Annotated in this window: 11 protein-coding genes and 1 pseudogene; 11 read left to right on the top strand and 1 reads right to left on the bottom strand. The window is 59.1% G+C overall.

Translation table 11 applies throughout. The features are described from left to right. The 5 genes and pseudogenes from ALO80_RS31780 to ALO80_RS29825 all read left to right on the top strand — a co-directional run. Nucleotides 1-192, top strand: a pseudogene (locus tag ALO80_RS31780) (hypothetical protein); the annotation flags it as partial. A 69-nt stretch (nt 193-261) separates the two neighbouring features. Beyond that, nucleotides 262-2610: a TonB-dependent Fe(3+) dicitrate receptor FecA gene (fecA, locus tag ALO80_RS18695; protein ID WP_055010066.1), complete on the top strand. Its 2349-nt coding sequence runs from the start codon at nt 262-264 to the stop codon at nt 2608-2610. A 273-nt stretch (nt 2611-2883) separates the two neighbouring features. Then, on the top strand, nt 2884-3312 hold the full coding sequence (locus tag ALO80_RS18690) for an HPF/RaiA family ribosome-associated protein (protein ID WP_003365451.1): 429 nt from the start codon (nt 2884-2886) through the stop codon (nt 3310-3312). A 931-nt stretch (nt 3313-4243) separates the two neighbouring features. Continuing rightward, nucleotides 4244-4576: a DUF3509 domain-containing protein gene (locus tag ALO80_RS18685; RefSeq protein ID WP_054984412.1), complete on the top strand. Its 333-nt coding sequence runs from the start codon at nt 4244-4246 to the stop codon at nt 4574-4576. 263 nt (nt 4577-4839) lie between these two features. Beyond that, nucleotides 4840-5172 carry a YXWGXW repeat-containing protein gene (locus tag ALO80_RS29825; RefSeq protein WP_002552229.1) on the top strand — a complete coding sequence of 111 codons (333 nt, stop codon included), beginning with the start codon at nt 4840-4842 and terminating at the stop codon, nt 5170-5172. A 60-nt stretch (nt 5173-5232) separates the two neighbouring features. Here the strand turns inward: ALO80_RS29825 and ALO80_RS18675 are convergent, their stop codons facing one another. Next, entirely contained in the window at nt 5233-5721 is a 489-nt protein-coding gene (locus ALO80_RS18675) for a phosphate-starvation-inducible protein PsiE (protein ID WP_003316964.1), read from the bottom strand. Nucleotides 5722-6118: 397 nt separating this feature from the next. Here ALO80_RS18675 and ALO80_RS18670 point away from each other — a divergent pair, with 397 nt between their 5' ends. From ALO80_RS18670 to ALO80_RS18645, 6 genes are all read left to right on the top strand, one after another. After that, nucleotides 6119-6385 (top strand): YebG family protein, encoded by a 267-nt coding sequence (locus ALO80_RS18670; RefSeq protein WP_054984414.1) that lies wholly within the window; start codon nt 6119-6121, stop codon nt 6383-6385. 701 nt (nt 6386-7086) lie between these two features. Further along, nucleotides 7087-8337, top strand: a complete 1251-nt coding sequence (gene wecB, locus ALO80_RS18665) for a non-hydrolyzing UDP-N-acetylglucosamine 2-epimerase (protein WP_055010065.1) — start codon at nt 7087-7089, stop codon at nt 8335-8337. 169 nt (nt 8338-8506) lie between these two features. Continuing rightward, nucleotides 8507-10720, top strand: coding sequence for a cellulose biosynthesis cyclic di-GMP-binding regulatory protein BcsB (locus ALO80_RS18660; RefSeq protein ID WP_055010064.1), 2214 nt, complete (start codon nt 8507-8509; stop codon nt 10718-10720). Between the two features lie 12 nt (nt 10721-10732). Next, nucleotides 10733-12853: a glycosyl transferase family protein gene (locus ALO80_RS18655; protein ID WP_055010063.1), complete on the top strand. Its 2121-nt coding sequence runs from the start codon at nt 10733-10735 to the stop codon at nt 12851-12853. Further along, on the top strand, nt 12850-14820 hold the full coding sequence (locus ALO80_RS18650) for a bacteriophage N4 adsorption protein A (protein WP_055010062.1): 1971 nt from the start codon (nt 12850-12852) through the stop codon (nt 14818-14820). The genes ALO80_RS18655 and ALO80_RS18650 overlap by 4 nt, the downstream gene beginning before the upstream one ends. Nucleotides 14821-14851: 31 nt before the next feature. Then, on the top strand, nt 14852-15724 hold the full coding sequence (locus ALO80_RS18645) for an alpha-amylase family protein (protein WP_055010061.1): 873 nt from the start codon (nt 14852-14854) through the stop codon (nt 15722-15724). The last annotated feature ends 10 nt before the right edge of the window (nt 15725-15734 follow it).

Below are 15734 nucleotides of genomic sequence, written 5' to 3'. Positions count from 1 at the left end.
TACGTCGCACTCTGTGTCGTCTGTGCCATCGCGGTGGAAAAGCGTTTTAGAGCTGTTTGGCTAAAAGCACGGATGACTATCGTGCCTACGCTCCGCGTGGGCATGCAGTTCGTGACGCTCTGCGTCACACGGCGGTTTTGTGGTGTCAGTTGGATTTGCGCTGGCCGGCTAAAATTTTTCAAAAAAATGTGAGCCGTTTTCCACTCCTCGCGTGACAGACAGGGAAAGCATCTCTCAACCTTCCGGTCAAAGGACTTCTGCATGTCAGCCCGCCCTACCCAACTTTCACCGCTGGTGCGCACGTTGCGCCATGTCATTTTCGGTGCCAGCCTCTCGGTCGGCAGCTTGTCGATGGCGCAGGCAGCCGATGTGGCACCCAAGGCGTATCACATCGCGCCGAGCGAGCTTGAAGCTGCGCTGAGCCAGTTCGGTCGAGAGTCCGGCGTGCTGATTTCCTACGGTTCGCAGATCACCAGTGGCCTCAAAAGCCGTGGCCTGGAAGGTCAGTACACGCCCGAGCAGGGCCTCAATGCGTTGCTCGAAGGCACCGGCCTGCAGGCTTTGGCCGATGGCAATAACGGGTTTACCCTGCAACCGGCCAATGCCGCTGGTGCGCCCATCGAGCTGGGTGTGTCCACCGTAGTCGGCGACTGGCTGGGCGCTGCACAGCAGACCAACGTTTTCGAGCATCCCGGCGCACGTGACGTGATTCGTCGCGAGGAGTTCGAGCGTGTCGGCGCGACATCGGCGCGTGAAGTGCTCAACCGCATCCCTGGCGTCAATGCCCCGGACAATAACGGCACCGGCAGCCACGACATGGCGCTGAACTTTGGTATTCGTGGCCTCAATCCACGTCTGGCTTCGCGCTCTACCGTACTGATGGACGGCATTCCGGTGCCCTTCGCCCCTTACGGCCAGCCTCAACTGTCCTTCGCACCGATCAGCATGGGCAACATGGACGCGGTCGATGTGGTACGCGGCGGTGGCGCAGTGCGTTACGGCCCGCAGAACGTGGGCGGCATCGTCAACTTCGTGACCCGCGCGATCCCCGATGCCCCCACGCTCAAGGGCGGCATCCAGACCGAGACCAGCCCGTCGTCCACCCATGACGGCTTCAAGACCACGGGCAACCTGCTGGCGGGCGGCACGGCGGACAATGGTCTGGGTGGTGCGATTCTGTATTCCGGCGTGCGTGGCGGCGACCGGCGTGAGCACAGCGACACCGAAATCGACGACCTGATCCTCAAGGGCAAGTACCAGATCGACGAGGCCAACAGCCTCAATGCCATGGCGCAATACTACGATGGCGAGGCACAGATGCCCGGTGGCCTGAGCGTCAGGGATTACGATGCCGATCCGTATCAGTCGACGCGTCTCAAGGACAAGTTCTGGGGCCGCCGCACGATGTTCAACTTCGGCTACCGCTACGAACAGGACGCGCGCGTGTTCACCGCCAACACGTTCTTCACCAAGACCCTGCGCAGCGGCTATCTGGATCAGGGCAGTTTCGTTTCCCTGTCGCCCCGCGAATACTGGGTGCGTGGTCTGGAAACGCGCTTCTCGCAGGGCTTCGCCCTGGGCGAGACCTGGCATGAGGTGGGCGTCGGCTACCGCTACGTCAACGAGGCCGGCCACGAACTGCGCTACCGCGAACCAGTAACTGGCAATCTGCCGACCACCGCCAGCCGCAACGACCGCGACACGCGTGGCGCTACCGAAGCCCATGCGTTCTACATTGACGACCGAATCGATATCGGCAAGTGGACCATCACGCCGGGCATTCGCTACGAGATGATCGACACCGCGCAGAACAACAACCTGACCAACGCTCGTTATCAAGGCGACTACAGCACCGCACTGCCGGCATTGAACGTGCTTTATCACCTGACCGACACCTGGAACCTGTATGCCAACACGGAAGGCTCGTTCGGCAGCGTGCAGTACAGCCAGATGCCTAACCGCGTCACCGGCGATGAGGTCAAACCGGAAAAGGCCCGTACCTGGGAACTGGGCACCCGCTACGACAACGGCAACCTGCGGGCCGAGATAGGTGCGTTCCTGATCAATTTCGATAACCAGTACGACAGTAACCAGACCAACGATACCGTTATCGCCCGCGGCGAAACACGCCATCAAGGCATCGAGACCAGCGTCAACTATGCGCTGGAAGGCCTGAGCCCGATGCTGGCCGGTTACGACGTCTACGCGACCTATGCGTTCGTTGATGCAACGATCCGTGAAGACGGCCCGAACAAGGGCAACCGTGTGCCGTTCTCGTCAAAACATAAAGGGACGATGGGCGTCAGTTACACCGAGGGGCCGTGGAAGCTCAATGTCGACAGTTCGTTCCAGAGCGATCAGTTTGCCGACAACGCCAACACAGCGACCGAGAGCGCCGATGGCAGCACCGGCAAGATCCCCGGGTACATGCTGTTCAGCACCCGCGCCAACTACGATTTCGGCCCGCAGTTGTCAGACCTCAACGTAGCGGTCGGAATGAAAAACATCTTCAATCGCCAGTACTACACGCGCTCGTTCGACGATAACAACCGCGGCAAGTACGTCGGCGAACCGCGCACGGTGTATGTGCAGACGTCGGTTGCGTTCTAGTTTCGGACGCCAGGGCGCGAGAGCAGTGTTCTCCCGGACACCTCTCGTCCCTCACGTTCCGCGTGGGAATGCCGTTCTGGACGTTCTGCGTCCGCTCCTGATTCGCAACCTTGCGCCAGGGTTGCGATTTTTTGCTGCGAAATATTTCTTACACATTGGGGTTGAATTGTCAGGCCATTGCCGCCAACACTGTGAATGAGCGCAAACGAAATCGATTCCGACAGGAATCATGCAGTCCAGCCTCGCACGAGCAAGCCCTAATAAGGATTAACTATGCAAATCCAGGTCAATAGCGATAATCACATCGAAAGCAGTATCCGACTGGAGGAGTGGGTTCGTACCACCGTTGAAAGCACGCTCGAACACTACGATGAAAACCTGACACGCGTGGAAGTCCACATCCGCGACGAAAACGGCGACAAGCCTGGCCCGCACGACATCAAGTGCCAGATGGAAGCTCGCCCCAAAGGACACCAACCCATTTCTGTTTCCCACAAGGCCGATACGGTAGATCAGGCTGTGGATGGCGCTGCTGTAAAACTCGATCACGCCCTCGAGCATCTGTTTGGCAAACTACGCGGCAAACGAGGCGCCGCACCGACCATCGCCGAACAGGATGAAGATCCGGTCAGCCCGGATGCGCTGCTCGAAGAAGAATTTCTGGAGAAAGAGCAGGAGAAAGAAGCCGCTCGTCTGACCTGATACTTCGCTGACACGTTTTGCAAGAAAAGGGCGAACCGGCAACGGTTCGCCCTTTTTGTTCGCCATGGAAAAGCAAGCGCGGCGTTGAACACAATCCACAGGCTCGTGAACCGTTCGAAGCGGATGAACACTTTACCGCCAGCGTGCCCAACGCACTGATCATGCCCTGATCAGTGCGCACCACAAACGGTCGCTGCACAGCTTTGGCCACCCTGACACACCCCTTGCCTCACAGCCACTTCGATCTCGGGTGCCGTCCATCGAATTTAACATTCGGTGCCGAGCAGCCAGAGCGCTGAATCTGACAGCCATCAGCGAGCAAAAAATCATGCCGCCCACCCTCAGCACCCATACATACCGACCAAGCGCTCAGCACTCATCCAGCCGCTGGCAGCACGACGCTCAACGCCAGAACCTGAACAGCAGGCAAGTACGGTTTCGACCCCGCCGTTACGAATCTCTGGCGTCAACAATCGGATGCAAAAGTGTCAGACAATCACTTCAAAAAACCATGCGGAAACTGCATTCGCGAGAGAACCAGGTCATGTACGGGAGGTGCATACCGTGCGTGTTCGAGAGCATTTTTTCAATCGGATTGACCGGCTCGTCTGGCTGCAAAGCAAGCCATGAAGCGGTTGCGAAGTGCTCACGCCTCGCGGCCTCTCACACATCGTCCACGCAATATGGCCCGAACCATGCAATGCCCTGTAGTACGCGCCAGGCAGCGGCCATCAGGACGGCCATTGCCTGACGCGAACTGAACGTCGTGAATGCGTCAAAGCGTCTCAAACAACCCCTGTCATCAACGCACAAGACGACAGCAACACCGTCAGCAGCAAGCGCAGGAGTAACGCAACCGCTGATCAGTCGTCGAGAACCAAAAGGACTATTACCCGGTCAACTTATGCAGACCATTTAGCAGGTGAATGATATGGACAATCCTTTTCAGATGATCACGGACACTTTTCACCCCGACTATCGGGTGAATCTGAGCATTCAAGGACTGGACGGCAGCATCATGCTGACCTTGTCCAACGAATGTGGAGTCGTTGCCAAGCGCCTGATCAGCGCTGCCCAACGCAATGACCCACAACGCCTGCGCAAGCTGATAGAAAGCGTGCAATTCGGCATCGCCATCGAACGTGGCGACAGCGCGATCAAGATCCTTGCAGCCATGACTGACGGCGCGACGCTGAAAAAGACACCTGTCCCGGCCAATGGTCTGTGGCCGCAGAGTCATGCAACGGTGAATGCCGGGGTTTGATTCACACCTGCCCTTCCCCTCTGTGCAGTCCCGGTGTCGGCGCTGCATAGAGCAAGCACATGTTGCTGCCGTTCAATACCCTCCAGTCTGCTTGCACGGACTTTTCCCCCAGTAAAACCGGCCTTCAGCCATCAGTCCCCCTCCCGCTTCTTCAGCAAAAGTACAGATACATCCTGCTACAACAATCCTTGCGCAGAAACATTCGAGCGACTGGACACCGCGTTCAGCGCCGCTGCACCTGCGGATGATTCCGAGGAGGCAACATGTTCTTACGGTATGGGGTATTGATCGCATCACTTGCGATAGCGTCAGGTTGTGTCGAGGAGCGGGTAGTGCATGAACGACCGCACGTACATCATGAGTACGTTGAAGAAGTCATCGCGCCGCAACCACCCCCTGAACGGGTGATAGAAGTAGAACCGGCACCTCGTCCCGGCTATATATGGGCTCGCGGTTACTGGCACTGGAACGGACAGCGTTTCGTGCCGGTGCATGGCCACTGGGAGGCTGAACGACCCGGCTATCACTACGTGCATCCGCACTGGGAAAGCGCGGGTGACGGCTGGCATTGGCATGCCGGGGTCTGGCTTAACTGATTGCTTTCCTCCATTACAACGTAATGGCGGCATCCTTCACGGTTGCCGCCATTGTTTCGATCAGATCTCGCCCTTTTCTTCCGTCACAGCGCCTTTGACGGTGCTGGACGAGTCGGGAATCTTCGCCGACGGGTATTTGTACGACGCGTAACGCACCACCAGAATCGCAAACGCCAGCAACAGAATGCCGCCACACAGGTAGATGATGCCAATGTCCGGCGGATTGTGATGGGACACGTCAGAGATCAGCAGCCGGGTCAGTGCAGTGATCGCGACATAGATCAGAAAGCGCACGGGCATGTGGTTGGTCTTGAAATAAATCCCGGTCATCGCCCCCAGTTCCAGGTAAATGAACAGCAGCAGGATGTCATCGACCGTGACGTTGCCCTTCTCGACCATGCCCAGGAACGCAACCACGGATGCCCAGGCGGTGATCGCGCCGATCGCGAACAACGCCAGAAAGTGGAAGCTTTCGACGCAGAGATTGCCCAGCGACTCGGCCTGTGCATGCACACGGTGTCTTATCTTTACTGCCCATTTGTTTCCCATGACGCGCTACCTCTGAACCTTCGTTTATGCCGACCGGATGATGCCGGGTACTCGTGACACCTGTGTGGCCTGCTTTTTAAAGCAGGAACAGGGCCATAGGCTATGGTTGAGAGCGCGGCGGGTTGTCGCAAGGCACATTTGCAGCGCAAAAAGATGCCTGAACGCCACTATTCAGGCAGGGGTTGATTGGCACATGGCTTTTACTGTATAAAAACACAGTAATCACGAAGTCGCTTTCGCCGATGCGCTGGCGACGGGTCTTCATGCGGTGCCCGCTACACCTGACCGGCACGCTGGTCATGCACGACCGATGCTTTGCACACCCGCTGGTCAGAGCGTGAAGCGCTGAACGTCCGGGTCTAGCCCTTTCAACACTGGATAACACGACGAGGCCAAAATGGCTGTTGAAACCCTTTACCGCAGTACCCGCGATCTGGAGACTACTTTCGTGGACCGTAAACTCGCCGATGCGCACGATCAAATGCTCGAGCTGGCCGAGCTTCTCACCGACGTCCTGATCAAGAACGTACCGGGCATTTCGGAGAAGCATGCAGAGGATGCGAGTATCTACATGGCGAAGAATCGCGCCGTTTTTGCCGCCGCGTTCAAAAATAATGCCAGTGCGCTGAGCGAGCTGTCGGAGCCCGTCGAGTCGCAAGGCTGACTCTGCGCGGTACTGCGACCCTCCTCATTCCGAGGGGGTCGCTCATCCCTCTCTTCTAACAACTGGGCAACTGCCCGTAATGCTGCTACAACTCACTACTGCAGGCAGCCGTAACTTTCGTGGCACCCAAGCTAAATATTAACTTCCCGTCTACCTGCCCACGCCTCAAACTCGCTATATCCACAAAGTTCAACACCGCCATTATATCAACGCCAATTTTGTGAACCCCTTCGCTTCTCCTGTCATTAATCAGGCGTCAGTAATCTGCTGTAGTGACGCACGCCTCAGCGCGGCTATTTTTGTTGGAACTTTTTGCCATCATGGCGATTCCCCAAACACTAGCGACCTTTGAAAACAGCTCAAAAGACTTTATCATACAGCGGCAAAACCCCCGTATTCATTGGCCAAAACGGTATTTTTAAACATTTTAACCCTGTACTGACCGCTCTGAAAAAACAAAGTTCCTGCCAATTGTTACTTTGAAAAATACTTAATAAAAAGTTTTGCTTTATTATTTTGTTCTGCTAATAATCCCGACAATTCCGGGTATCAAGGCATATTGCTACATCACACTGAAGTGAACATCGAGCCATAAACTCCGATCTTCCCCGCCCGAGAAACTCATCAACTCGCAAGCTGGCCAAGCTGTTCTCAGCCTGGTTCTGCTGCTGTGCGGCGCGCAAAAAGCGCGGGAGGAAATAATGGCTGGTCAGCAACCCAGAATGAAGGTCCTTTCCATATTCGGCACTCGTCCAGAAGCCATCAAGATGGCTCCGCTGGTCAGAGCACTGGCCGCAGAGCCGGGTATCGATTCCAGAATCTGCATCACCGGGCAGCATCAGAGCATGCTGCAACAGGTGCTGGACATGTTCGAACTCAAGGCCGATTACAGCCTCGACGTGATGCGCCCCGATCAGACGCTGAATTCTCTGACGGCAGCGCTTTACGCTGCCATCGATCCGATTCTGGACGAGATGAAACCAGACAAAGTGCTGGTTCACGGCGACACCACCTCAGCCATGGTCGCGGCAATGTCGGCATTTCACCGCCGCATTCCCATCGGTCATGTCGAGGCCGGTTTGCGTACTGGCGACATCCGTCAGCCATGGCCTGAAGAGATGAACCGCCGCTGCATCGATCTGATTTCCGATCATCTGTTCGCACCGACCGCCGAGTCGCGTCGCAACGTGCTGGGCGAGCGCCTGCAGGGCATCTCGTTCGTGACCGGCAACACCGTGATCGACGCCTTGCACCTGACGGCTCAGCGCATCGACAGCAACCGCCAGTTACGCCACGCACTGGATCGCCAGTTCTCGTTTCTGGTGCCTGAGCGCAGGGTCCTGGTCGTCACTGGACATCGGCGCGAGAACTTCGGCGATGGCTTCCTGAACATCTGCAAGGCGCTGGGCGAACTCGCGCTGCGCGACGACATACAAATTGTCTATCCCGTGCACCTGAACCCCAATGTACTGGGGCCGGTGACCGAGCATCTGGGCAATTTGCCGAATGTGCACCTGATCAAACCACTGGACTACCTGTCGTTTGTGCGTCTGATGCAACGCGCCCACGTCATCCTTACTGACTCCGGGGGCGTGCAGGAAGAAGCGCCGTCGCTGGGCAAGCCAGTGTTGGTCATGCGTGACGTTACCGAGCGTCCGGAAGCCGTCGCCGCTGGCACTGTGCGCCTGGTGGGCACCGAGCCGGACGCCATCATTCGCGGCGTGAACGCGCTGTTCGACGATGATGCCCTGTGGCAGAGAGCGTCCCATGCAGCCAACCCTTATGGCGACGGCAAGGCCAGCGCACGCATCGTCGACGCGCTGATGGGCCGTCCGGTGGATGAATTTGTCGCCGAGCTGCCGCGTTATCGCTCCGACCCGGTGGATGTCCAGCTCGACACGCTGATCCAGCCTCAGCACCACCATACCCAGATGCGCTCGATGGCAAGTTAGCGAAAAACAAACGCGCAGGTAGCGCAAACGAACACTAAACACATCCGCAGGAAGCAGTCCGCAAACGATACGGGCACCCGGTTCAGGCCGGGTGCCCGAAAAACGTTGTAGCAGACCGGCAGCCTGTATCAAGACCCAATGGCCTTGAGCCTTTACCGAGATCTGCACGATGAAATCTTCCGTTGCCGTAAATATGGGCGCGCTGAATATCCTTGCCTGCGGGATGAGCCTGCTGGCCCTGATGCCTGCGTTCGCCCTGGCTGCCGACAGCCCGTTGACCCAGGCTATCAACCGAATCACCGCTGACAGTCGTCAGGAACGAGTGATCGAGCTGAGAGAACTGGGCATTGATCGCCCGATCATTCTCAATGCCACCGATGCACGTCGCGAGCTGTACCTCCCCGTGCCCGCCAATGTGCCGCTGACGGATGCAACGCTGAATTTTGACGCCAGCTATCTGAACGGCGAAGCAGGCCGCAACACGCTGCTGCTGTCGCTGGATGGTTATCCGGTGCGCGCACTGGGCCTCAACGAAGAACAGGGTAATGCCAGTGCAACCCTGGGCGTAGACAAGGCAGCCCGGGAAAGCGGCTCGGTGCGACTGGGCATTGCCTGGTCCTCTGTGATCTCGAAAGTGCTCTGCGAAGACGAGCGCGCCATCGGCAACGTATTGCGCATCGATCCGCACACGCGTCTGACTTACAGCTACGACGCCAGTCAGTTGCAGGATGTAGGCGCGGCATGGAATGCGCTGCCCGGCAAGCCTGGCCTGATGGTCGCACCCGGCACATTGTCGAGCGCCAGCTACGACGCCGCCTGGCGTATGGGTGTAGCGCTGGAACGCATCGGTAAACAGGCGCGCATCCTGCCGTTTCCAGCGGTTCGGGACAGTGTCGACCTGGGCAACCTGACGGTTCCGGCAGAACTCAAGCAGATCCCGGCGTTCGCCAGTCTCGACGGCAAGGGCCAGTACACGCTGCGCGATCCGGCGGAAATCGGTGCCTTGCTGATGCTTGGCCAGAGCCCGGCATTGCAGGCCGACCTGGCGATCAGCGATCCGCAGTTGCTCAAGGCAATCGACGACGCCCTCAATGCGCTTCAGGCCCAGGTGCAGGGTCTTGATGCAACCGCGGCCACCGCACTGGGCCAGTGGCGCGAGCGTCATATCAGACAACCGCTCGCCAACAGCCCGGAAGACGTCAGTCTTGCCCTGCTCGGCAATCGCGCACTGTTGATGATCAAGCCCGAGTCAGCCGACAAGGCTATCGCCCTGTTCAGTTCGGCGTGGAACAAACTGGCGCGCAATCGCCAACTGACCATCGGCGAAGAAACTGCCATGCCGCTCAGCGAGGACGGTCGTGTCGCGTTGACGCGTCTGGGTGGCAAGCCCGGCACGGTGGATGTACTGGCGAAAACCGACTGGAGCGCCTCGTTCCCGCTGGGCAGCGTTGCCTATGACGGTCGCGTGCCGGTAACGGCGATGATTGATATCGCGGCGGCACCCGGCGCGTCGGGAACGCCACCGGTCGCCACGCTGTTTCTCAATGACTACCTGATCGGCGCAATGCAACTGACTGCCGACGGCAAGAAGGAACGCATCGAAGCAAGGATTCCGCAGTACGCACTGGCGGCGCAGAACACCTTGCGGGTGTCTTTCCAGCGTCAGCCGGTCAGTAACCAGTGCCTGGAGACGCCGCAGGCGTTCCCGATTTCGGTGTTGCCGACCAGCCACGTGGTACTGGACAAGGTTACTCCCGATGAAAACTTCTCGGGCATGGCCGCACGCTTCGCTGCGGACACTCAGATAATGGTTCCCAAGGGCTACCTTGAGCGCCCGGCCAGCAGCCTGCCGCAAGTCATCCGCATTGCCAGTGCTTCCGGTGTCTCGCCGTTGCGCGCTCAACTCAGCGTCAGCGATGACGCCAGTGTAGCGGTGACGCCCGCCAAAGCGTTTCTGGCCTTCGAACTGCCAGTCAAGGACGGCGCCGAGTCGGTCAAGGCCAGCAACGACGGTCATCTGCTGATCAATCACAAAGAACAGACGCTGCTCGACCTCAAATCCCTCAATCACCTGGCCTCGCTGCAAGTGATCGACGCAGGCGGCCAGCACGGCATGGTCTATCGCACACTCGGCGGCCAGGCACCGATTTTCGAGCGTCCGCTACTGCTGGAGCGCGGTAACGCCACCGTGCTTGCCGACAACGGCCCGATCGCCACCTTTGACGCCAAGGATCCGACCGGCAGCCAGATGATCGAGGACGAAGAAAGCACCGGCCTCGACGCCTGGCGCAAACCGTCGCTGCTGTGGCTGATTCCGGCTGGCATCGTACTCTTTCTCATCCTATTGCTGGCTGGCCGTAGCGCCCGTCGCAATCGCTCGTAACGGGCCGCCGCAATGACGTCGCTCTATTGGCCTTACTGGCTGGCCCATTACTACAGCGTGCTGGAAGTCGCGACGATCGTTGTCGGGCTGATTATCCTGGTATCGAGCATCGACGACCTGTTCATCGACATCTGGTACTGGGCCAGGCGGCTGTACCGCAAGTTCACCGCCGAACGCCGCTACCGGCCACTGACTGCCGAGCAGTTGATGGCCCGCGACGAGCAGCCGCTGGCGATCATGGTCCCGGCCTGGCTGGAATATGACGTCATCGCGCCGATGATCGAAAACATGGTATCGACGCTCGATTACCAGAACTACGTGGTATTCGTCGGCACCTACATCAACGATCAGCGCACCATTGATGAAGTGGAGCGCATGCGCCGCCGTTACAAGCAGTTGCACCGCGTGGAAGTGCCGCACGCCGGCCCGACCTGCAAGGCCGACTGCCTGAACTGGGTCATCCAGGCGATTTTTCTGTACGAGAAAACCCACGCCGTACAGTTTGCCGGGACCATCCTGCACGACAGCGAAGATGTACTGCACCCGCTGGAGCTGCGCCTGTTCAATTACCTTCTGCCGCGCAAGGACATGATCCAGTTGCCGGTCGTGTCGCTGGAGCGCAACTGGTACGAGTGGGTGGCCGGCACCTACATGGACGAATTTGCCGAATGGCACGGCAAGGACCTGGTCGTACGCGAAAGCATGACCGATACCGTGCCTTCGGCTGGCGTCGGCACCTGTTTCTCGCGGCGCGCACTGATGGTGCTGGCGGATGAAAACCAGAATCAGCCCTTCAATACCGAAAGCCTGACCGAAGACTACGATGTCGGCGCACGGTTGGCGAAATACGGCATGCAGGCGATCTTTGTGCGCTTCCCGGTGCAGTTTCGGGTGCTGCGCAAATCCTGGTTCCGCAAGCCCTATGAGTCGACGCTGGAAATGCCCCTGTGTGTGCGCGAATTCTTCCCGGACACCTTCCGTACCGCCTTTCGCCAGAAAGCTCGCTGGACGTTGGGCATCGGTCTGCAAGGCTGGGAGCAAATGGGCTGGACCGGTTCGCTGGCCAACCGCTATCTGCTGTTCCGGGACCGCAAAGGTGTGGTGACCTCGTTCGTCAGTATCCTCGCTTATGCGATTCTGGTTCAGTTGCTGGCGCTGATCGTGCTGCGCTCCAGCGGGCTGTGGAACACCAGCTTTCCGACCCCGTTTGAAACCAGCGGCCTCATTCAGTATCTGCTGGTGGCTAACGGCATCGCGTTGCTGTGGCGAATTCTGCACCGCTGCTACTTCACCACGGTTCTGTACGGCTGGCAGCACGGCCTGCTGTCCATCCCGCGCATGGTGGTTGGCAACTTCGTCAACTTCATGGCTGCGGCACGCGCCTGGCGGATGTTTCTGGTGGGCAAGGTGCTCAACCGCAAACTGGTCTGGGACAAGACCATGCATGACTTCCCGTCGACCGACCTGGTGGCTGCCGCACCAAGACGCCTGGGCAGCGTACTGCTCTCCTGGCAGGCCATCAACGATGAAAAACTGCAGACCGCATTGACTGAACAGCAGACTCGCCAAGTGCCACTGGGCAGGATTCTGTTGAGTCATGGCTGGCTCGATGACGAGACCCTGGCTGAGGCCATTGCGTTCCAAAACGACCTGCCGCGGGTCTTCGACATCGCGGGCAAACGTTCGGCAACCAATGTCCTGGCCGACGAGTTCTGCCTGCGCTGGCGCGTCGTACCGCTGCAGATGAATGTGCTGGGCCGTCAGGAAATTGCGGTCGCCAGCCCGCTACCGGATGAAGGCCTGCAGCAGATTACCGAACAGTTGGGGGCCGAGCCGGTGCAACTGATCGCGCGTGAAAGCGACATCGTCGCGCAGCTGCGTCAGCTCCAGGCGGTAGAAGGCCAGCCGTTGCCGGCCACTGCCCCGCTGCTGGGCGATCTGTTGATCGAGCAGGGTTTGCTGGACCGCGACGTATTCCAGAAAGCCATGCTCGGTTATCGCCCGCATGTGCATGGGCGGATCGGCGATTACCTGGTCGATATCGGCGTACTGCCCAGAGAAACCATCGAACAGGCGGTGGCACGCCAACACAACCATTACCGGTCTGACGGTCATACGGAGCAGCCACTATGAAGCGCCCCTTCATCCTGTCGCTGCTGGTGAGCGGCCTGAGTCTAGTTTCGCCGCTTAGTCAGGCAGAAACACTGCCTCTGCCGTTGACCGGCCCTGCGTATGCCATCGCCAACGAAGCCTACCTGGCCTACAACCGCAAGGACTACGACCTCGCTATCGCCAAGGCACGCGAGGCGTTGCGTCAGCGGGGCGATGCCGACCAGCTGCGCGATCTGATTGCGCTGGCCGAACGTGACAAATACCGTCGCGATCATCCTGCACGCTTCCCCAAGGCCCGCCCCAAGCCCGGTTACCTGGAAGGTAATCAGGCGCTGCGCGCGTATGCCAACCGCGACTACGACGGCTCGGCAAGCCATGCGCGCAAAGCCATTGCCCAGGCACCGAACAATCTCGATTACCGCATGATGCTGATCGAAGCGCTGCAACGTCAGCAGCGTCTGGACGAAGCGCAGGTGGCGATCAACGAGGCGGAGCAGGCACTCGGCGCACAGCCGGTGTTGACTCGTCGCCGTCAAGCGATTCAGGAGCAGGTAGCGGTCGACAAGGCGGCCACCGGCTATAAGGCACTGGCACGTGGCGACAACGAAACCGCGGTCAGCGAAGCCCGTGACGCTGTCCGCAGCTTCCCGAAACAAATGGCCTACCGCAAGCTGCTGGTCAGTGCGCTGATTGCTCAGGGGCAGTACGCCGAAGCGCGCTCTGCGGCGACTGAAGCACTTGCGCTGAATGGCAACGATGCCACGCTGCTCGTCCAGCGCGGGCAAATGCGTCAACGCCTGGGCGATCAGGACGGAGCCCGTCAGGATTTTTCCCAGGCCATGGCGGTTGGCAATCTGCCGCTTCGTGAACAGGCTTCTTTATATGCCGCCATGGGCCAGCCGAGCGAAGCGCTGCAACGTTTGCAGAAAGCTCGCGATGCGGGCGAACTGCAACCGGGCGATGAGGTGCAGATTGCCTACTTCCTCAGCCAGGCTGGCGATGATCGTGGCGCGCTGAACGAATTCAAGCGCGTCGACCGAAGCTCCGGACTCAAGCCGCGTGAAGTTCAGGACGCTGCCTACAGCGCCATGCGTACACCGGACGACGTGCAAGCCATCGCCTACTTCAAACGGGTACTCGACTATCAGCGGACCGGCGATTTGCAGATGCCGGCGCAACAGGTGTTCGATACCCGGCGTGCTGTCTCCGACCTTTCCCGTGAATGGGGCCTGACCAACACCACGACCTATCGCGGTGCAAGCACCAGCAGTGGCAGCGGCCTGAACAGCGCGCCAAGCAGCAACACGGACAGTGTGCAGAACAGCAGCGAGGTGTTCTGGCGACCATTCGGCTACCGCAATGCTCGCTTCGTCGAGCTTTACGGGCGCGTAACCGACACATTGTGGAGCAAGGACGGTGAGTCCGACACCGGCGCGGATGCCTTGCAGGGTGCGCTGGGCATCAGGGTCAAGCCGTTCACCGCGGTCAACGTCATCGGTGCCTTTGAACGCACCTTTCCTCTGGGCAACTCCAACGCCGATGGCGACTGGTTGGTCCGTCTTGGCTATGGCTCCAGCATCGGCACTGATTTGCGCGTCGATGTACCAAGCTGGTGGACCTCGCAGCTGTACGCTGAAGGCGGGCGTTATCTGCAGGACAAGCGCAACTATTTCAACAGTGAATGGCAGGTCGGACGCAGCTTTCGTCTGGACAGCATCAGCCCCAGGCTGGTGGTATTCCCACATGTCGTCGCCGCAGTGGACTACGATTCAAAGATGCGCAGTGAAATCGACAGCCTGGGCCGCAGCAGTACGTCATCCGGCAACGCTGGCGGCATAGGGGTGGGTACTGGCGTGCGCTACTGGTTCCGCGAGGACACTTACAAGGCCCCCCAGTCGTATGTCGATTTCTCGGTGCAGTATCGCGAGAAAGTATTTGGCGAAGACCGGGCAGAAGGCGTGTTCGCACGCATGACGTTCTCGTGGTAATCATCCCGAGTGACCCATCAGGGAGTAATGTTTGAAGGCTTTGGCCGCACTGCTGCGACAGACAACGTTGATCAGGACCTCACTGGCCGCTGTGCTGGTGGGGGCTCTGACCCTGGCCTCCAGCGAGCTTTATCAGTTGATACAGCCCAAAGGGCCGGGAGTCGTCGGCATCGTCTGGCAACCGGATAACGCAACGGTGGGTATAAGCGGCAATTGGGACAGGCTCGGCGCACGGCAATTGCTCGTGCAGTGGACGGCGGTCGATGACCAGTCGTTCATACCGGGCACCCAGATGCCCCATGTGCCGGTGCTGCCGGACTGGGCGCGGATCGGCAAGGAGCCTTGGGCGCAAGAGGTGATTCTCGGACTGGCCGGGTACTTCAGCGAAAACCGTTCACGGGACAATATCGAACAGTTGGCGCTGCTGTCGGCGCAACTGGCCAAGGTGAAAACGCCACTCAATGTAACCGGCTGGTATTTTCCGGCCGAGGTCGACCCCAGCTGGAGTCGCGCAAAGGAGTTACCCGCGCTGCTGGCGAAACTGCCCAGACCTTTGTGGATCAGCATCTACGATGGCGCCAACATCGGCCCGATTGCCACTGCGGACTGGCTGAAAACCTGGCTGCCGGACGATATCGGCGTGTTCTTTCAGGATGGCGTAGGTGTGTATGCCCGCACCGCTCCGGTGGCCCGGACCTATGCAGACGCCTTGCGCAACAGGCTGAGCAAGAATCGGGTCAGAATCATCGTCGAAGCGTTTCGCCCGCAAGTGGGCGGCGGTTTCCGTCCGGCGACGGCTGCCGAACTGGAGCCGCAGATCGCCGCCTTCGATGGCTATCCGCTGTACCTGTTCGACGGCCCGCATTATGTGACGCCCGACTTGATAGAAGCCCTGAACAAGTAGAAACAAGTGG

The sequence above is a fragment of the Pseudomonas caricapapayae genome (assembly GCF_001400735.1).
GTDB classification, from domain to species: domain Bacteria; phylum Pseudomonadota; class Gammaproteobacteria; order Pseudomonadales; family Pseudomonadaceae; genus Aquipseudomonas; species Aquipseudomonas caricapapayae.
The sequence above is the reverse complement of the archived record's forward strand: the minus strand, read 5'-3'. Positions and strand labels throughout refer to the sequence as shown.